15 protein-coding genes and 1 pseudogene are annotated in these 19,598 nt (G+C 43.6%); 12 read left to right on the forward strand and 4 right to left on the reverse strand.

Features of this window, described 5'->3' with window-relative positions; genetic code table 11:
* The first annotated feature begins 44 nt into the window (after positions 1-44).
* From tcmP to ABIC84_RS26695, 6 genes are all read left to right on the forward strand, one after another.
* A complete protein-coding gene (tcmP, locus tag ABIC84_RS26670) occupies positions 45-914 on the forward strand; it encodes a three-Cys-motif partner protein TcmP (RefSeq protein ID WP_429265529.1) in 870 nt (289 codons plus the stop codon).
* A gap of 24 nt (positions 915-938) precedes the next feature.
* The gene (locus ABIC84_RS26675) at positions 939-1,694 is read left to right on the forward strand and encodes a DUF5131 family protein (protein ID WP_429265530.1); all 756 of its coding nucleotides are present in this window, start codon (positions 939-941) and stop codon (positions 1,692-1,694) included.
* A gap of 6 nt (positions 1,695-1,700) precedes the next feature.
* Positions 1,701-1,856: a DUF1801 domain-containing protein gene (locus tag ABIC84_RS26680; protein WP_429265531.1), complete on the forward strand. Its 156-nt coding sequence runs from the start codon at positions 1,701-1,703 to the stop codon at positions 1,854-1,856.
* A 166-nt stretch (positions 1,857-2,022) separates the two neighbouring features.
* The gene (locus tag ABIC84_RS26685) at positions 2,023-2,589 is read left to right on the forward strand and encodes a pentapeptide repeat-containing protein (RefSeq protein ID WP_429265532.1); all 567 of its coding nucleotides are present in this window, start codon (positions 2,023-2,025) and stop codon (positions 2,587-2,589) included.
* Between the two features lie 460 nt (positions 2,590-3,049).
* Positions 3,050-3,775, forward strand: coding sequence for a M23 family metallopeptidase (locus tag ABIC84_RS26690; protein ID WP_429265533.1), 726 nt, complete (start codon positions 3,050-3,052; stop codon positions 3,773-3,775).
* On the forward strand, positions 3,772-4,533 hold the full coding sequence (locus ABIC84_RS26695; RefSeq protein ID WP_429265534.1) for a DUF4846 domain-containing protein: 762 nt from the start codon (positions 3,772-3,774) through the stop codon (positions 4,531-4,533). Before ABIC84_RS26690 ends, ABIC84_RS26695 begins: the two co-directional genes overlap by 4 nt.
* A 62-nt stretch (positions 4,534-4,595) precedes the next feature.
* Here the strand turns inward: ABIC84_RS26695 and ABIC84_RS26700 are convergent, their stop codons facing one another.
* Both ABIC84_RS26700 and ABIC84_RS26705 read right to left on the reverse strand, forming a co-directional pair.
* A complete protein-coding gene (locus tag ABIC84_RS26700; protein ID WP_429265535.1) occupies positions 4,596-5,195 on the reverse strand; it encodes a hypothetical protein in 600 nt (199 codons plus the stop codon).
* A gap of 72 nt (positions 5,196-5,267) precedes the next feature.
* Positions 5,268-6,287: an aldo/keto reductase gene (locus ABIC84_RS26705; RefSeq protein ID WP_429265536.1), complete on the reverse strand. Its 1,020-nt coding sequence runs from the start codon at positions 6,285-6,287 to the stop codon at positions 5,268-5,270.
* 415 nt (positions 6,288-6,702) lie between these two features.
* Between ABIC84_RS26705 and ABIC84_RS26710 the strand changes: the two genes are divergently transcribed.
* Positions 6,703-7,029: a hypothetical protein gene (locus ABIC84_RS26710; RefSeq protein ID WP_413323133.1), complete on the forward strand. Its 327-nt coding sequence runs from the start codon at positions 6,703-6,705 to the stop codon at positions 7,027-7,029.
* 400 nt (positions 7,030-7,429) lie between these two features.
* Entirely contained in the window at positions 7,430-9,043 is a 1,614-nt protein-coding gene (locus ABIC84_RS26715; RefSeq protein ID WP_429265537.1) for a mechanosensitive ion channel family protein, read from the forward strand.
* A 145-nt stretch (positions 9,044-9,188) separates the two neighbouring features.
* On the opposite strand, the gene ABIC84_RS26720 is transcribed toward ABIC84_RS26715, so the two are convergent.
* Together ABIC84_RS26720 and ABIC84_RS26725 are read right to left on the reverse strand one after the other, a co-directional pair.
* The gene (locus ABIC84_RS26720; protein WP_090534280.1) at positions 9,189-10,169 is read right to left on the reverse strand and encodes an acyl-ACP desaturase; all 981 of its coding nucleotides are present in this window, start codon (positions 10,167-10,169) and stop codon (positions 9,189-9,191) included.
* 547 nt (positions 10,170-10,716) lie between these two features.
* Positions 10,717-10,917: pseudogene (locus ABIC84_RS26725) on the reverse strand (cellulase family glycosylhydrolase); the annotation flags it as partial.
* A 494-nt stretch (positions 10,918-11,411) separates the two neighbouring features.
* Between ABIC84_RS26725 and ABIC84_RS26730 the strand changes: the two are divergent.
* The 4 genes from ABIC84_RS26730 to ABIC84_RS26745 all read left to right on the forward strand — a co-directional run bounded on the left by ABIC84_RS26730 (position 11,412) and on the right by ABIC84_RS26745 (position 18,439).
* The gene (locus ABIC84_RS26730; RefSeq protein WP_429265538.1) at positions 11,412-12,758 is read left to right on the forward strand and encodes a sensor histidine kinase; all 1,347 of its coding nucleotides are present in this window, start codon (positions 11,412-11,414) and stop codon (positions 12,756-12,758) included.
* A gap of 11 nt (positions 12,759-12,769) precedes the next feature.
* Positions 12,770-14,857: a cellulose biosynthesis cyclic di-GMP-binding regulatory protein BcsB gene (locus ABIC84_RS26735; RefSeq protein ID WP_429265539.1), complete on the forward strand. Its 2,088-nt coding sequence runs from the start codon at positions 12,770-12,772 to the stop codon at positions 14,855-14,857.
* Positions 14,858-15,020: 163 nt separating this feature from the next.
* Positions 15,021-16,874 carry a glycosyltransferase family 2 protein gene (locus tag ABIC84_RS26740; protein ID WP_429265540.1) on the forward strand — a complete coding sequence of 618 codons (1,854 nt, stop codon included), beginning with the start codon at positions 15,021-15,023 and terminating at the stop codon, positions 16,872-16,874.
* The gene (locus ABIC84_RS26745) at positions 16,871-18,439 is read left to right on the forward strand and encodes a hypothetical protein (protein WP_429265541.1); all 1,569 of its coding nucleotides are present in this window, start codon (positions 16,871-16,873) and stop codon (positions 18,437-18,439) included. The genes ABIC84_RS26740 and ABIC84_RS26745 overlap by 4 nt, the downstream gene beginning before the upstream one ends.
* The last annotated feature ends 1,159 nt before the right edge of the window (positions 18,440-19,598 follow it).

Below are 19,598 nucleotides of genomic sequence, written 5' to 3' on the forward strand. Positions count from 1 at the left end.
TATTATTAATATTGACTAATAACCGATATCACAATATTAACCTAATGAACAATTATAAATACAACCCAATACAAGAGGTTGAGGATGATGGCCTAACGATACCTGAAGTTGGAGAATGGGGAAAAGAAAAATACAATCTCTTGGGATATTATGCTGAATTGTTTACAAAATCGATGCGGGATAAGTGGGGCAATCTGGTTTACATAGATCTTTTCGCTTCGAGTGGCTATTGTAAGATTAAGTCGACGGGGAAAATTATTAAATCAGGGGCATTGATAGCTTTATCTACCCCAATTCACTTTGATAAGTATATTTTTTGTGAAGAAGATAAAGATTTAATAGCATCCTTAGAGAAACGAATAGAACGAGATTTTCCGAAGGAAAGAGCTAAATCAGTATTCATACAAGGAAGTTGTAATGAGAAGATCGACGAGATAATCAAAAATATACCTCGATATTCTGTTAATAATACAGTATTAAATTTTTGTTTTATCGACCCCTTTAACCTGGGTATACATTTCAATACGGTGGCACGATTAGGAGCTTATCAATTAGACATGTTAATGTTGATAGCAACGGGAATGGCTGCGACTCGTAATGAAAAAAAATATCAAAGCCCATCTAACGATACAATTTCCTTATTTTTAAACGATTCGAGTTGGCGCAGTGACTTTTCTGGTGATGCAGATATGAAGAATCAATCTTTTACGCAATTTTTAAGTAAAAGATACAAGAGTAATATGATAAAGCTTGGTTATACTCAAGTCGCAGATTTTCACGATGTCCGATATAAACATAATAATAAAAATGTTTTATTATATCATTTGGCATTTTTCTCTAAAAATCCGTTGGGTAATAAATTTTGGAATATTATAAGAAAACAATATACTGGGGATCAGCAGGCATTATTTTAACTAAATTTTTTAGTATTTTTGCATATGGCTGAATCAAGTATTGAATGGACAGAATTAACTTGGAATCCGGTTACTGGTTGTAAAAAGATTAGTCCCGGATGTAAATTCTGTTATGCAGAAGTGATGACCAGGCGCTTAAAAGCAATGGGGCAAGAAAAATATAAAGACGGCTTTAAAGTTATTAAAACACATCCTGAATCTTTAAATATTCCATTCACTTGGAAAAGACCCAAAGTGGTTTTTGTAAACTCTATGAGCGATTTATTTCACGATGAAATCCCATTAGATTATATTAAAGCGGTATTTTTAGTGATGAATCAGACTCCTCAACATATATATCAGGTTTTAACCAAAAGATCAGATAGATTATTGAAGGTTGCTAATCAGCTAAATTGGACGCCTAATATTTGGATGGGGGTGTCTGTTGAAAATGATAAATATCTTTACCGTGTTGACGACCTACAGAAAGTGCCAGCGAAAACAAGATTTTTGTCTATTGAACCATTACTTGGACCTGTAGCTGATTTGACCCTTGAAGGTATAAATTGGGTCATAGTCGGTGGAGAATCGGGCCATGGCGCACGGCCACTAAAGTACGAATGGATAGAATCAATTAGAGTCAATTGTGAAGGAAATTCTGTTCCTTTTTTCTTTAAACAATGGGGGAAGCCTAAATTTAATATTGACCCTAACGATCCAACCATTGATAAATTGCATCCTAAACACGCAAAAGGGGGGTGCCAACTTAACGGCAAAATCTATCGAGAATTACCGAATTGAGAGTTTATGCAGCTCTCCCAAATCGACACATTCTACTTAACCAAAGATGAACCAAATCACAGTTGTCTTCTTGCCCTGCGCGATATCATCATGGCACAGGATCCCGGTATCACTGCCGAATGGAAATATAACATGCCCTTCTTTTGTTATAAAGGGTTGTAATTAACAAAACAATGATTTGTCAGTGAGCGAGCAAGGTTGCGCGCAGGTGCGAAACAGAAATCTTGTACGCCATGCAAATCCGGTAAGCATGGTGGTTGATCATTTTCATTTAATTTAAAGAGACCGGAAACCATCCCATTCCCTTTAACCTTTTACATTTGCCCCTATGCAATCCCTACTCTACGAAGATCAAACTTTTACCAAAATAACCGCCGGTCAACTCACCGGCACCACTTACGAAAACTGCAAATTCATCAGCTGCGATTTTTCCCACGCCCGGTTTGCGGGGATCACTTTTGTTGATTGCCTGTTTGATACCTGCAACCTGCTCCTTGCCGAATTAGGCAATACCGGTTTGCAGAACATTCGTTTTAAGCACTGCAAAATAAGCGGCGTAAACTTTGGCAAGGCTAACGACTTTTTGTTCGAGGTACATTTTGAGGATTGTATTTTAGACAATGCCGTATTTTATAAAAAGAAGAACAAGAAGGCTACCTACGCCGATTGTTCCATGATGGAAACCGACTTGACCGAGGCCGACCTGAGCGATTGTAAATTCATTAACTGTAATCTTAAAAACGCTTTCTTCAGTCGTACCATCCTTAAAAACGCCGACCTGAGCACATCCTATAACTTCATCATCGATCCGGATGATAACATCATCAAAAAAGCAAAGTTCTCGCTTCATGGCTTACCAGGATTGCTTAACAAATATGATATCCGGATAGGATAATATTTTGGCGACTTATTAGTTAATATCAAAAGCATAAAATTAAGAATCGTCATTGCGAGTAACCATCAGGGAAGCCCTGAAAAAAACCTAATGACATGTAAAATATATTTTAGCGGTGTTGCGCGTGGGCCGCGTTAGGGATTGCAGTGTAAAGCCCGCAGCGTGTAGAGAAGTTGCGGGCAGGAAAGGCGAGGACTTGCAACGGAAAGCCCGGGCCGCAGGCAACGCCCATGTTATACAACCGATCGAAAAAAATACACTTAATAATCAATAACTTACAATCACGTCATTATAAGGAACGAAGACAACCGAGCGAAGGGAGCTCATTAATACCTATAAAAAACAAATTATAGATATTAATAATCGCGAACTATACAGAGCGGATCTGCTAATCGGGGATTGCTTCGTTCCTCGCAATGACGCGTTGAAATCTTGAAACTACTTACTGACCACAAACCTTATGCAAAAACTTGTCCTGTTTTTTTCTTTTCTGTTGATAAGCACCGGGGCTTTAGCTCAGGCCGACACTTCTGCGTTTACCAAATTCAATGATTTTAATAACCTGGTTTTAAACGGTGGTGTCAAAAAACCGGAAGCTCAAAAGCAATTTGAAACCCTGTTAAAACGAATTAACATACTGGAAATGATCCGTGCCGAGCGGATCATTCCAAAAACGCAATGGGTATTCCCCTTAAAGGGCTATAAAAGCAACGTCATAGGCGGTACACATGGTAATGGTTATTTTGATAAAGGATACCGTTACCTTGACGGCAACAAGCATGGCGCCCATCCTGCACATGACATTTTTATTAATGATAAAAACCAGGATTGTATCGATGACCGTACCAGTAAGCCTGTTGAGGTAGTTAGTGTAGATGACGGCTGGGTAATAGCCTGTACCAATCAATGGGAACCCAACAGCAATATGCGGGGAGGCAAATTTATCTGGATCTATCATCCGGCAACTCATATTTTTACGTACTATGCGCACAATAACCAGATTTTCGTAAAACCGGGTGACTACGTTACGCAAGGCCAAAAAATAGCCGAAGTAGGCCGCAGCGGCTATAACGCCTACAAAAAACGTTCGCCTACCCACCTCCATTTTTCGGCATTTAAACTGGCAGAGGGCATCCCTGTACCTTATAACCCTTATGAACAGCTAAAAAAAGCCAAAACGTTATGAAAATCCTGATCACCTGCCTGCTCTTGCTTTTGAATATTAACATTGCTCCTCCAGATAACGTGATTAAAAGATTCGCGGTACCGGCAGGCTATCAGCGTATAACAGCGTCGCCCGGCAGTTTTGGGGCATGGCTGCAGGCTTTACCTTTAAAGCCGGCAGGCACACCAACCAAAACTTATAGAGGCGATATTGCCCGTACCGATGTTTACACCGCTGCGGTTATTGATATGAGCGTGGGCAACCAGGACCTGCAACAATGTGCCGACGCGGTGATGCGCCTCCGTGCCGAATACCTCTATCAGCAAAAAAAATACAGCGAAATTTCTTTCAACTTTACCAGTGGTTTTAAATGCGACTATGCTCATTATGCCAAGGGCTATCGCTACAAAAATGATCGTTGGGTATTAAAAGCCAAACCTGATTATTCATACAAAACATTCTTAAATTACATGAACCTGGTGTTTAGCTATGCAGGTACCTTATCTCTGCAAAAAGAATTAAAAACCGTAACTAACCCCAGTGACGTTAAGCCAGGTGACGTGTTTATCCGCGGCGGCTCGCCCGGGCATTGTTTTATTGTGCTCGATGTTGTAGAAAATGCCGCTCATCAAAAGCAGTTTTTGTTAGCGCAAAGTTTTATGCCGGCCCAAAATATCCAGGTGCTAAAATATGATTCACCCTGGTTTGCTATGGACCAGCACAGCGGGATCATGTATGGCGAGCTGATCAGTAAAAATTATTTGAAGCGGTTTGATTAAAGTACCCTGTCCGGGATACATGTTGATGTGCCCAAAAACGAACCGGGATCACTTACCCATTTTTACTGCTTATCACCGGGTTCTAATATGGCCTTATCTATTACTATATTAAAATGCGGCATCATATTCCCGGTCACCGATATTGATTTTAACACCCCGCCTATCCTGAATAATTTACCATCATAACTTTTAAACTCGTCTATAGTAACGGGATGGGCTGGCACTATACTTTCAGAAGTATATAAATCTGTTCCCTTCCTGTTGGTGCAGGATGAGGCGAGTGTATCCGTTTTATTATCAGAACTTACAATGCGGTTAAGCCCATATTTCAGCGAAGTATATCGGGATGGGGAAAAAATAGTATGACCGATATAACCCGAAACATTTTTCAATGCCTCAGTTTTGGTTAATTTACCCATGTACTTTAAACCGGCCTCGGATATAATATGCATGTACCTGATAACAGCCGGTGCATCATCGTCTTGCTTGTTTCCGGGAATTTTCTTTAAAATAGCTTCGGATAGTTTGGCGGCCTCAGGCCAGTTCTCCTCATTTAAAAAGCCGATGAGTGTTGAGAACTGAGCATCGGGAACCAACTCCTGGGCATGTGATCTTGTAAAAGCTACCGATAAGATAAATAGCAGAATGAGGAATTTTTTCATAAAGTTTAGGCGGGCTCTTTCTTATTGTTCCCGCCTAAATTTACATCAAAAAATATATAAATGAAATGAGCGCTACCTTTTTTCAACCCTGTCATAAAACCCACCGAAACTGTTCATTTTCACGGCATCCTCATTAAAAAAATCGCCGGGGAAACCTAATTCAATAGCGCTTACTTCATTCAGCTTTTTAAAATGCTCAGGGGTTAATTTGGTGTCGATGGCTTTGAGGTTATCGTTTAGCTGGTCAATTTTGGTAGCGCCCACAATGGGGATACAGCTAAAATCCCTGTCCATCATCCATTGCAGGGCAACATGACTTTCGGATACCCCTAATTCAGCGGCGATGCCAACAACCACTTCAGTAATAGTTTTAGCCCTGTCGTTACGGCGGTTACTTTCCGGTTTTACACGTCCCGGTTCGCCGCGCAGGTATTTGCCGGTTAATGCACCACCTGCCAACGGGGCCCATGGGGTAACCGTCATGCCATAATGTTTTGCCATCGGGATCAGCTCCCGCTCGGCAGTCCGGGCCAGCAGGCTGTACTCCACCTGTAAGGCAATGAACTGGCTCCAGCCCATCAGCTCGGCAAGGGTATTCCCTTTTGATACTACCCACGCGGGCGTATCACTGATAGCGGCATAGGTTACTTTGCCCTGTTTTATCAGGTCGTCCAGCCCGCGCAGCACCTCATCAATAGGTGTAATATTATCCCAGATGTGCAGGTACAGCACGTCAATAAAATCAGTTTTGAGGCGTTTAAGGCTTTCTTCCACGCTCCGCATCATGTTTTTGCGGTTATTGCCCGATGCATTAGGATTGGTGGTATTATCTTTGAGCGTGTACTTGGTAGCCAGCACAAAATAATCGCGGTCATGATTGCCCAGGTATTCGCCAATAATCTTCTCGCTTGTACCCAGTTTATACACATTGGCGGTATCAATAAAATTGCCGCCAGCATTGGCAAAGGCATCCATAATGGCAAAGCTGGCATCTTTTTCGGCGCCCCAGCCGCCTTCGGTACCGAAGCCCATAGTGCCCAGGCATAATTCAGAAACTTTAAGGCCCGAGCGGCCTAATAATTTGTAGTTCATATATGGTAATGTTTTGTGTAACGTTTTAAAATATGTCATTGGCGAAGCGCGGCAATCGTGTAACCTACATGTACAATTTACAAGGTTGGCTGAGCATAGCTACGCGGTTCCCGCGCTATCGCTTATAATGACCGGATTGTAGTCATTGATATTAAGTGTGTATTTTTATTCTTTTTTTATAACATGGGCGTTGCCTGCGGCCCGGGCTTTCCGTTGCAAGTCCTCGCTTTTCCCGCCCACAATCCCTATACGCGCTGCGGGCTTTACACTGCAATCCCTAACGCGGCCCCCGCACCACCCTGTTGGCAATGACACCGTTGATTTTAAGAATTTATAAAACCATCCGGGAAAATACTTTCCAAACAATCCCTCCTTCAACTTTGTACTAATTAATACATCGCTAATATACCAAATTATGAAAATCATCACCCTCCATACCAATACCGACATCAACCAGTTATACCAGTTACTGCACGAAAAACTTAACCCGCTGTTTCATGAGCAACGAAAAAGCGAATTAAATTTCACCGTTGAGCGCAAAGGCGGGGCGGTTGAAATTTCGTTGCCTGCTGTTTATGAAGGCGCCCTGTTCAGCATCGCGATTAACGGTAACGAACTTTGGATCACCCGGAATGAACATTATGTTGATGACGTAAATTCGCTCACCGTCGAATCGATCCTGAACGATCTGTTCAGCAAAATTGCCGGTAATTTGGGAACCGATCTGGTGCAGGAAGGGTAAAAAGTTTTGATTTACCGAAGAATCATACGTTAAAAAGAGAGACGACGAAGTAATCGCTTGTTATACAATGCGCTATTCATGTGCGGTTACTTCGTTCGCAAAAAATATGGTTTCTGTTTCCTTTGTTAAGCAGGAGATAGTCCTAAGCAATACACAGCTTAAAAATGCAAAATATTCATTGCCGTTGGTTTTAACCAAACGGTAAAAAAGCTAAAAAGTCCTGGCTTTAGCCCCAGTTAGGCAAGCGGATTTAGGCTGAAGCCCTCTACCGCTACTCATTATTCCGTTGGTTAAAACCAACGGCAATGAAGTTTTATCTATCTGTAAACGATATTCACCCACTTTAAACAGCTTCTTATTTCCGCCAAATATTTTTTAGCTTTAACAGAAAAACATCCCTATGCCTAAAATTTATAGCCTGCTCATCCTTTTTCTGTTTGCTGCATTTACTACACAGGCACAAAAACTCCCTGAACAAAAAGGCGAACCGGTGATCATTAACCGGGATACCCTGGTTAAATTTTATGCCCCGCAGGGATTGTTTGATCCTAAAGAGCGCGCCGGGATTGTTACCCAACGCATTAAGGCCCTGATGAGCCGAATAGATTTTAACCCGGATTCGTTAACGCTTAAAAACGATACGTCCATATCGGTAATAACTTACAACGGCCAGATGATCATGGGGGTTAATAATACCGATGCCTCTTACTCCGAACTGAACCGGCCGCAGCTGGCAGCAAGCTATCTGTCTATATTAAAAAATAAGCTCGGCAACGTTTTTGAAAGCAACAGCCCTAAACAACTAATTACAAACGTACTTGAGGCAGTCGCGGTTATTATACTGCTTATTGTGCTGATCTGGATTGTTAATAAAGGTTTTAGGTGGATAAAACTTAAAATTATACTGGGATGGGAAAACCGTGTTAAAAAGCTGGCAGAAAAAGGAGCTCCAATAGCCTATGCCTCGCGGCTACTTCCGTTTATCAGTGGACTGATAAATATTGCGCGCCTGTTCATTATCCTGTTGCTGGTTTACCTGGCCTTACCGGTATTGTTTTATATTTTCCCTTCCTCGCAGCCTATCGCCACACAGTTGATCGGCTTTGTGGTTAACCCGTTGAAAAGTATCCTGCTGGCCATTGTCCGTTTTATACCCAACCTGCTTACCATAACAGTTATTTACCTGGTTACCCGCTACATTGTAAAACTGGTAAAATTTATAGCTACCGAAATAGCAAACGGGGCTATCGCTTTAAAAGGCTTTTACCCTGAATGGGCCATCCCAACTTACAATATCATCCGGGTACTGATGTACGCGTTTATGTTTGTGGTGATATTTCCTTACTTGCCGGGATCGCAGTCTAAAGTGTTCCAGGGGGTTACCGTGTTTATAGGCGTATTATTTTCGTTAGGTTCCTCCTCGGCTATTGCCAATATGGTATCGGGCATTGTGCTTACCTATATGCGCCCCTTTAAAATTGGCGACCGCATCAAAGTTGGCGAAATTATGGGCGATGTGATTGAGAAAAACCTGCTGGTTACCCGTGTGCGTACCATTAAAAACGAAGATGTAACCGTGCCCAACGCTACCATTTTAAGCGGTGCTACGGTTAACTATACTTCATCATCAAAAACTTTGGGTTTGATACTGAATACCAGTGTTACTATTGGTTACGATGCCCCCTGGGAAACCATTCATAACCTGCTCATCAGCGCGGCTGAAGCAACAGAAGGCATTCTTGCCAACCCAAAACCGTTTGTACTGCAAACCGCTTTGAATGATTTTAATGTGAGTTACCAGATAAATGCTTATACCGATCAGCCAGGCAAAATGGCCATGATCTATTCGGTATTGTATCAAAACATACAGGATAAATTTAATGAAGCCGGCATGGAGATCATGTCGCCGCATTTTACAGCTGTACGCGATGGAAGCCACATCCAGATCCCCGAAAACTACGTTGCCGATGGATATAAAAAACCGGGGTATAAGATAGAACGGGAAGAAAGCTAAAAGCCATTAATAAGCCGAAGGCTTAAAGCCGAAAGCTATAGGAAAGAAGCTAAAAGCTTAAAGCAGAAAGCTATGAAAAAGAAGCTTACCAAACCCGATTGCAAAGCAAAGCTTTAAGCCTTCGACTTTCCGCTTTAAGCTAAAATCAACCGTTAATCCAGGTAAACTTATACTCCAGCATTGGGTTTTTCATGCGCTCGGCTACACGCAGTAAGCGGGCCGGAAGGTTTACCACGTAATCGCGGGCCTTTTCGCCGGCTTCGTCCAAACCTGTGATACTTTCGATGTGCCAGTCGGTCAAAAGCTCTTTCAGGATATCCACATAGTCGATAGCGGTATAAATACCCAAACGCTGTGCGGCATCGGTGAAGTGACCAAAAGTTTGACCAACCTTTAAACCAACCTCGCGCAGGAAGTGGGCAGGCATTACAATCTTTTTACGCATCATATCCTCAAAAGCTACCATAGCCTCGCTTGGATCTACCTCAAATATTTTTTCGATAAAGTATTTGTAAGCTTTAGCATGGCGGGCTTCATCAGATGCGATAACACCACACATTTTTGAAAGCAGCGGATCGCCGTATTTTTTTGCCTGCGAGGCTACACGACGGTGCGATACATTGGTTGCCAGCTCCTGGAAAGAGGTATATATAAAGTTACGGTAAGGATCATGACCGGTACCGATGTCAAAACCATCGGCTATCAGGTATTGGGTGGAGATTTCCATCATGCGCATATTAACGCGGCCCGACAGGTATAGGTATTTGTTAAGCAAATCGCCGTGACGGTTTTCTTCGCCTGTCCAATGGCGTGTCCAACGCATCCAGCCTCCTTCTTCATCATCTGATACACCCTGCACCATGGTTAACCACGATTCATAAGTTGGCAAAGCCTCTTCGGTAATGGTATCGCCAATTAAAACGGCAATCAGGTCATAAGATAACCCTGCGGCACTTTCCTGTAGTTCTTTAATCTCGCTAAAAAACGACTCTCTTGAAGAATCGGGCAAAAAATCAGATGGCTGCCAGATAGTATCAATGGGCTTTAAATATTCATGTATTTTTTCTAACATGAACTTTTCAATGTGCACCATTACTTCTCTGCGCTTTTCTACAAAAAATTCCATAAAACAGGTATATTAATCAGCAAAGGTAACTAAAATTGTAACATTATGTTTTAAAATTTCACTGTACAGCGCTAATTGCGTCTTTCCTACACAAGGGTAAATTTTCCATCGCCGGCTTGCCATTAAACAGCGAAAAACTACCGTTAAATTCCCAAAGCATGCCAGTGATATCAAGCTCTTTTAAACCCTTGCGTACAGACTTATTATAACGGCAGCGACTATCTGCATCGGCATATTTGTTTTAAACGCCTTACGCACCGCAAATGATGAGCACATCATATTTCGGGGCCCGTTTTTACAATTTGCAGTTTATCCTTTATAAATTGTTCGTTGTCATCGCGCAGCTAACTCCGGTAATTACTTTCGCCGGGGGTGTTTTTTTGCTTTTGGATTAAGTGCAGGAAAATTTTCCGCATTGTATGGAAATGATACCCCGATGGTTGAAACCTGGTTGCCTACCCGGCTTGCACCCTGGCGAATAAAAAAGAAAGGCTCGTAAAAGTGAAAACGGTAAACATATTTTTATCGGCCAGCCTTACCAACCTGCTTAGCTCATAGATACTGTATAGTTTGATGCACTTACAATCAGGGTTCGTTGTTTATCAATTCTACGGATAAGCGTAACAATATTATACGCGGCAACTTTCCACAGTTTGGGGTTAATATGGGGCAGCTCATTATAATTCCCAAAAAACAAGTTACTATAATCTGCGTTTTTATACCTTTTAGTTAATTTTACGCACAAATCATTTGTTGCGGTGTTTCTGTGAGATAATTATTGTCGCCTAACCTGCCATAATGATAATCTGTCACCAGCCTCAACTCAATAAATATTGCATCGCTTAGCAACTTTATTCACATTAGGTAAATAGCCGCGCTGTTGTTTTAAGGCCAAAAGGAAGTAAAAGCCATAGGAGGCCTGATACTTTTAAAGCCCAGCTTTTTGCACAGCAGAAAATCGGATTTTTTAATGGCGTTTAGGCCGCTCAGCTTTCGTTCCGGATTTGCTCAAGTCATAAAATACTGGTGCCCTTGCTTAAACTTTGGCCCGATTTAAAAGCAAGCGCCCGAACTTGCCGGGGAATTGGACGGCTTTTTGCAACGGCAATTATTACTGTTGGCAACAGTAACAACAAACCTGTTTAAATTATCGTATAACGAATATTTTTGTCTATCAAATATTTAACGGAGTTAATTTAAACAGCGGCCTTAATTTTTAATTACAATTCAAGATAACAAATAATGTTTGTTCAAATTACCAACGAAGAATTAATTAAAGAGACCTCCAAAAAAGCATGGTATCAAACCAATAATATAATCTGGACAATTATATTCCTGTACCCTCTTTTTAGTATTGTTGATTTTATTTACGCTACAAACTACTGGCTGCAGTTTTTTATTATCCGCATTATCACTATCCTTATTATATACGGCCTGTTCAGTTATTTTCAGCATAAACAATTTAGTTACCGCATATTATTGCATATCAGTTTCTTTATGCTTTCGGTAACGGCAGCTATTTTATGCAACCTGGTAAACATTCAGTTCCTGACCATTTATTTTATGCTGTTTGCTACCACCCTGCTGTTTTTTAACCTGCAGGTTTTTTGGGAGCCCTTAAACTCCATCATCCAAACCTTAATGGCGCTATTGTTACTGGCCATCTTCTTTAACCTGCTAAGCGAATACAATCTCGACCTGGTTTTAAGTAACGGCGGGCAGATCTTTTTTATCATCTCGGGCATCTCCTGCTTAATACCCGGGGCACGTTACAAGGTGATCCAGCGTGAAGTACGCGCGCAGATCATGATCGAAAAATCAAACGAGCAGCTTAAACAGCAAAACAAGGATATCAACGAAAAAAATAACCTCATCGATCATCAGTATGAGCAGCTCCGCAAGCTCGACAGCCAAAAGAATAGCTTTATCAATATTGCCGGGCACGACCTTAAAAACCTCATCGGCTCTATTATAATGAGCAACAACATGATCAGGGAAGAGGATTTCAGGCTCAGCACCGATCAGAAAGAATTTGTGGGCTACATCGCCGAATCGGCTGATAAGATGCAGTATATGCTTAACAAGCTCATGGATGTTAAGGAGATCGAATCGCCGGATATGAAATTCAACATGGAGATCTTTGACATCAACGTTGAAGTAATGCATGTTTTTAAAGGCCTGTACGAAACTGCCCTCATGAAAAACATCCACCTGGTTGATAATATCCTGAAGCTGCCCCTCAACGTGCGGCTTGACAAGGTATTTGCCGGCCAGGTGTTTCAAAACCTGTTATCAAACGCCATCAAATTTTCGCAAACCAATAACAGCATTAAGGTAGTAACCAGCCTGCAGCGCCAGCGTTTTGTTTTCGAGATCATTGACGAAGGTATAGCCATAGGCCAGCAGGAACTGGACATGATGTTCAACAAGCTTAAAACCCTTAACGATACGCACGGCGTTAGTGAAAGCCGCCTGGGTTTGGGCTTATCAATTGCCAAGCTGATGACCCAGGAAATGGGCGGCGAGCTCAGCTACCGCAGCGATGACAACGGCAATTATTTCAGAGTAGAATTTTACGTAATAAATTAACATTTATATCAATGAATAAGTTTTTTACCTTATTAGCCTTTATCCTATTATTCAACACGGCTTCGCAGGCTCAGGGCAACAGCATTGCATCCTTTAAAGCCTACGGCCATGACGATGACGTGGTATACGGCATGAGCGGCGCTATTTCATTTTACTTCAAGATCACCCCTTTGATTGAAATGAATGGCAGTAAACTGGTTTTATTTTTTGAACCGTCGCAGGCATTGATAAAATCGCATTCGTACATTAACCTGGTTATTAATAACAAACCGGCATACAGCAGCCACCTGGGCCCCGATTCTATCCAGAAGATCACCCTTAACCTGAGCCGTGCCGATCTGAGCCCCGATAAGTTCCTCAAGATCCAGATCAAAACCCTGCTCACCATCACCGATGATCAGTGTAAAGACCTCGATAACCCGGCTATGTGGTTAAGGATCAAAAACTACTCATACCTGTCGCTGGTTAAAAGCAATAAAAACTTTTTTGATAACGTAAATATCAGCAACTGCTTCGACTCTAAAAAAGCTATCGTTTACCCGTCAAACCCAAGCCTGCATGACCTTAAAGCTGTAGCCTGGGCTTATTCAAGATTAAAAAAGACCCAAACCCGTTCAATTGCAGTTTATGAAGAAAGCAAACTGCCCGACAGCGTTCGTAATTACATCAGGGTAGGTGCCATTGATAAATTACCTGCTGATGCACGCGCATTGGTAAAAGTTACCCCGCAAAACACGCAGGGTTTATTCTACCTGCATAAATCGGTAAGCCTGCTCACTGATACCATTGTGCACATGGTTGATGTAAAAGGCCGGTTTGTGCCGGTTAAAACCGTAACGCAGGAGCAATCGCCTAAAGAGGTATTGTTTGTTACCGGCGGCGATGATACCGGTTATGAAAAAGCCATCACCGCCCTTGGCAATATGAACATCCTTAACTCAACCTATGGCGATTACCTGCTGATCAACAAGGCCGAGAACACTTTCTTTAAAACTATCGACGAAAACCGTTCAAAACTATCTTTAAAGCAAATTGGCGGCGTGAGCGACTTCCTGTCGGGCATTGGCTCGTTGAAAAGCGCTTACAGCTTTAAAAACAGTGATTTCAGCTTCACCCCTAAAGAAGTAGAGATCCGTTTTATTGCCAATTACAGCGGCCTTGCCCCCGGCGACCGTGGTTTCTTCAACATATACCTTAACGGCTTACTTATCAGCAGCGAAAAGCTGGATGCATCGGGCAAGCTGAACAGCTCTATCACCATTAACCGCTATCAGCACCATAAATACAACACGCTGGAGGCCGAATTCAGGTTTTACCCTACCAATGGCAACTGCCGCAACAGCTTTACCAACTTTTTTGCCGAAGTTGACGTTGACAAATCATACCTCGAGTCAAAAAACCCCTTCATCACCAGCGACCTGAGCTTTTACCAGTATCCCGAGGCTTTTAACAACGGCACTACCAAAATTGTAGTAAGCGAGGAATACGCCAAATATGCCGCCGGCGCTATGGGCGAGATCATTTATGAGCTTAACAATAACATCAACGCCAATAACTTCCCCGAGTTTGTTTACTCGAAAGATTTGAAACCAACTGACTTCAAGCAATACAATATCATAGCCCTGCTGTCAAAAGATGATAAAATACTTAAGGAGTTTCGCGATGCCCCTATCCAATTCGACAGGAACTTCCGGCTGTACAACACCGATAATAATACCCCGGTTTACGCGCTTTCGGATACGGTATCAAACGGCCTGGCGCAAATCTTTTACGGCGTAAGCAACAATGCTACCCTGGTGCTTACCGCTACCGGCACGCATGTTTCTGAAGCTTTTTTGGCGGTATCCAAATCCATTACCGAGCAGCTTTCAACCCTGTCGAGCAATGTTTGTATCTCGGATGTTAACTCCAACAAGTACCTGTTCAACATCAACAAATCCAGCGAAAACCTGGAGTACATCGATACCAAGAGCGGCCTTACCCGTTTCTGGGACAGCTATAACCTGTACATTTTGCTGGGCATCCTGATCCTGATCCTGCTTTCGTTCCTGTATGTGCGGTCAAAAGTTCAAAAATCGCAGGATCTGTTTAACGATTAGTACCTCACCCTGCCCTCTCCAACGGAGAGGGTTGTGAGAAAATGACGCTAAGGCATCATCATAAATACAATGACAAACCGCCTGCCCTCTCCAAAGGAGAAGGCTTAAAAAAAGCTCCCTCTCCTTTGGAGAGGGCGGGGGGTGAGGTTATAAAACACCTAATATGGATACATTGAGTATTTCTGTTCCTGAAATTTTGGTTGCCCACGGATTTATTTCGCCGGCCGACCAGGAAAAGATCCATGCTTTTTCGGAAAGATCGGGTATGTCATACCTCAAAATAGCCCTTAACTTCGGCTATGTTTCCCGCAAAAACTATGAACGCGCCTTGGGCAACGCAGGCTACCACTTTGCCGAGATCCGCCAGGAAGCCTTCGACCAAAAAATCCTCGACCAGGTTGACCTTAAATTTGCCAACGATCAGCTGGGCCTCCCCCTTCGCATCGAAAACAATAAAGTGGTTACCGTTATGGCCGACCCAGGCAATGAACTTTTCCTTGATTTTGTAAGGTTTACCTATGACCTGGAACCCGAAGTTATCGTAGCATCCGATTTGGAGATCACCTGGCTAAGCCACAAGCTTACCGGGCAAAAATATGTTAAGGCATCGGTTTTCGAGCTCCTTAAGCGCGACCCTAAAAGCTCGGCCTCAACAACGTTCACCACATCACAGTTGGTTTTCATTTTTGCTTTGTGGGGCATTACCGCCATCGGCCTGTTCCTCAACTTTAAAAACGTATCCATCTCCATTAACTTAGTCATCAGTTCGTTTTTCCTCATCGCCATTATCTTCAAACTGTTTTTGGCGCTGGTAGGCTCCCGGTTCGAGCTGCACCAGGCCGTCACCAAAGATGATTTGCGCGCTATCGTAAACGAGGAGCTGCCGGTATACACCATCCTGCTGCCTGTTTACAAGGAAGATAAGCTGATCAAAAAACTCATCTGGAACCTGCAAAGCCTCGACTATCCGCGCCAGCAGCTGGATATCAAACTGCTTATTGAAGAAGATGATGATAAAACATTAAACGCCGTAAAAAACCTCGATTTCCCCGCTGTGTTTGAAGTTATTGTGGTGCCTTTCCACATGCCTAAAACCAAGCCCAAGGCTTGCAACTACGGTCTGCATTTTTCGCGGGGCGAATACCTCACCATTTATGATGCCGAGGATATTCCCGATACCGATCAGCTTAAAAAAGTGGTGGCCCTGTTTAACAAGCTGCCCGAAAACTATATCTGCATCCAAAGCGCCTTAAACTACTTTAACCGTAATGAGAACTTCCTTACCCGGATGTTCACCCTCGAGTATTCGTACTGGTTTGATTATATGCTGCCCGGTTTGGATACGCTGGATATCCCCATCCCGCTTGGCGGCACCAGCAATCACTTTAAAATGGACGCGCTGATTGAGCTTGGCGCCTGGGACCCCTTTAACGTAACCGAAGATGCCGACCTTGGCGTACGCGCCTATGCCAAAGGCTACAAGGTGGCCATAGTAAACTCCACCACGTATGAAGAAGCCAATAACAACTTCTGGAACTGGATCCGCCAGCGCTCGCGCTGGATCAAGGGCTACATGCAAACCTACCTGGTGCACATGCGCAACCCGCCGGCCCTCATCCGTAAAATAGGCTTTCGCGGTTTCCTGGGTTTTAACTTTTTCATCGGCGCCACATCAGCCACCTTTTTAATTTACCCGGTGCTGCTCATCATCTTTATCTGTTACCTCATATTTGATTTTTCAACCATCCGCAATTTGTTTCCGGACTGGGTACTGTTCATGTCGATATTTAACCTCATGGTAGGCAATATCCTCATGATCTATATCAACATGATGGCCGTATTTAAACGCCGCTATTTCGAGCTCATATTGTTTGCCATAGCCAACCCGGTTTACTGGCTCATGCACTCCGTAGCAGCCTATATGGGCCTGTACCAGCTTATCACCAATCCGTTTTACTGGGAAAAAACCAACCACGGTTTAAGTAAGGTTAATAACCCCACAAACGTTATTAAATGAAAACTGCCAAAAGTACATACCTGTTTATATTTACCCTGGTGCTGGCAGCCTGGTACCTGGTTATCGGCATATACCTTAACCACTTAGGCTATTATAACCAGGAAAGCCTTTTTTATATCGAAAAAACAAAGATCGTGTTTGAGGGGCTGGGCAACCGCCTCAAGGTAATGGGCTTAACCGCCCCGCTGCTGCCCTTTTACTCCTCGCTCGTATTTTCGTCAATAAACAGTTCCTTCGCCCCGGTCATCGCATCGGCACTGGGTACGGCAGGCTTCTTCTATCTTATTTCGCGCTCGTTTGTTATCAGGGTGAAGGACGATTTTTACCTCATCATGGTAGCCCTGCTATTTTTGCTGCATCCCGGTATCATTTACATGGCCTGCTCGGGCAAAGCCATTTACCTGGTAGTGATCTTCGTATACCTGTTTTTCCTTAACCTGCTTAAGTTTTACCGCTCAAACACCACGTTCCACGTATCCATAGCCAGTATGTGTTTGGTATTGCTCATTTTTTGCGATTACCGCTTCATCTGGCTCACGTTGTTCTTTATTCCGCTGGTGCTGTCCATCACGCTGGCCAGCCTAAACCTGGGCGAAAAGGAATCCATTTTCAGGCTGTTCATGAGCTTTAACAGTCCGTCGTTAAGGCGTAAGCTTATTAATAAAACTTTTGCCATTTACGTGATCCTGTTTATCCTGCCCGTGGTATCCCTCGTTTGCTATAAGCTGCTTAACCAAACCCACGCCAGCGACTATAACTACTTTATGGAAAGCCCCCTGGCCACCTGGAATGTACTGGTCGACAAGCTGAATTATGACACCGCCGCCACTGCCGTAAACTACCAGCTGCCCGAACTCAGCATCTTGGTATCATTAAGGGTGATATATTTTTGTCCGCTGATACTGTTTGGCCTGTACCTGCTGCGCGAAAGCACTTATCATGTGCTAACCGTACTCACCCTGTTTGCCTTTGTGGAGTTTTTGCACATTAAGTACGATAAGCTGTTCCTCACCTACCAGTACTACCTTATATTTTTATTTGTGGCGCTGCTGTGTATCATATTTAAGGTGCGTACCATTAAAAATATGCTGCCCCTTAAACTGGGCCTGGCCTTTGTAATGGTACTGCAGCTGTATACCGGCTACACCTTTTTAACCAACTCGCTCATTACCGACGAGCGCCGCTTCATCACCACTCTTAGCCGGCTGGAGCCCAATACCGATCAAAACGAAAGCAAAGAAATAGCAGCCTATATCAACAGCCTGCCCGATAATACGCACATCCTCATGGACGATGCCGTATCATACCCTATTGTGGCCTTTACCAACAATATCAAAAAACTAACCCTGCCCTACCAGCTCAACTCGTTCCTGTCGGCCATTGAAACCCCATACAAATACGACGACTATATCCTGATAGCCACCCCCAAAAACCCCTTCACCGGTTACACCCAGCTTAGCGACCGGTACATCCCCGAAATCCGCCGCCTCAACAGCGGTGTAAACTATAAACGCGCCTACGAAACCGAAGGCTGGATTTTGTACAAGGTAGTAACGTTGCAATAATCAGTGGGCAGTTTTTGGTGGGCAGTTTGCAGTTAGTTTTTTAGTGGCAGTAGCAGCAGCAGTTGCAGTGATAGCGGCCTGTCACCCTGAGCCTGTCGAAGGGTCGCGCGCAGAGGCCTCACCCACCATGCTTTGAGAACCTACCCATGACATAATAAAATTAAGGTCATGCTGAGTAAATTAAATCCGGAGCGGATTCCGAAGGTGAAATGACATCTCCGCCATCCGTCATGCTGAACTTGTTTCAGCACCTCACATGCTAAGTATACTTCATGCGGCTTGTCCTGTGGGTTCCCGAAACAAGTTCGGGATGACGTCATTTTATAAACTTGTCATGGGTAACTTGTTTCAGCACCCCACTCGCTAAGCAACCATGCTAATCAAATTTGCCACTTTTCTTGTGAGGTGCCGAAACAAGTTCGGCATGACTAAGAAGAGATGTCATACTACCTTCAGAGACCACGGATTTAAACACTCAGCATGCCCCCCGTTTTAATGTTGTCAACCCGAGTGCAAAGGCCTGTCACCATGAGCCTGTCGAAGGGTCGCGCGCAGAGGCCCTTCGACGGGCTACCCATGACAAGATAAAAAATGTGGTTTTTCGCAGCAGATCAGCTTCGGGTGAAAACGAGCAGAACGATGCTGGGCGGTGCGGCTGCAGGGGCATAGCAAGTTTTTGCAGAAGCGGAGGCATTGCGTGCGAATCGGGGCAAAATAATTGCAGCCCGTGGTTCTGTTCGTTTTGCAGGGTGAAGGCCGCGCCGATGGCTATGGGGCCAGGTTGTGCGCAAAGAAGCCTCTCTGCTGCAAGCCTTTTTGGTTACTTTTGTGGCAAGACAAACGGCGGAGCCTTCTTGAGCACCTTAAAAAATGAACAAATAGCGAAAAACGTAACTGGCCCCGCGCGGCCAGGAGCGCGACGATGTAAGTCAAATACTTATGAAGCCCCTTACCAACCTGTCGGGGATTACTTCATTCCTTACAGCAATGACGTGACGCAGATGTCATTTCACCTTCAGAGGCCACGGATTTAAACACTCAGCATAACACCCGTTTCTTAATGCCTTAAATCCGAAATTGAAAATCCCAATTCCGAAATCAAAATAATGGCGTTGCCTGCGGCCCGGGCTTTACGCTGCAAATCCTCGCCTTGGCCCCT

This window comes from Mucilaginibacter sp. 3215 (genome assembly GCF_050433785.1).
GTDB lineage: Bacteria > Bacteroidota > Bacteroidia > Sphingobacteriales > Sphingobacteriaceae > Mucilaginibacter.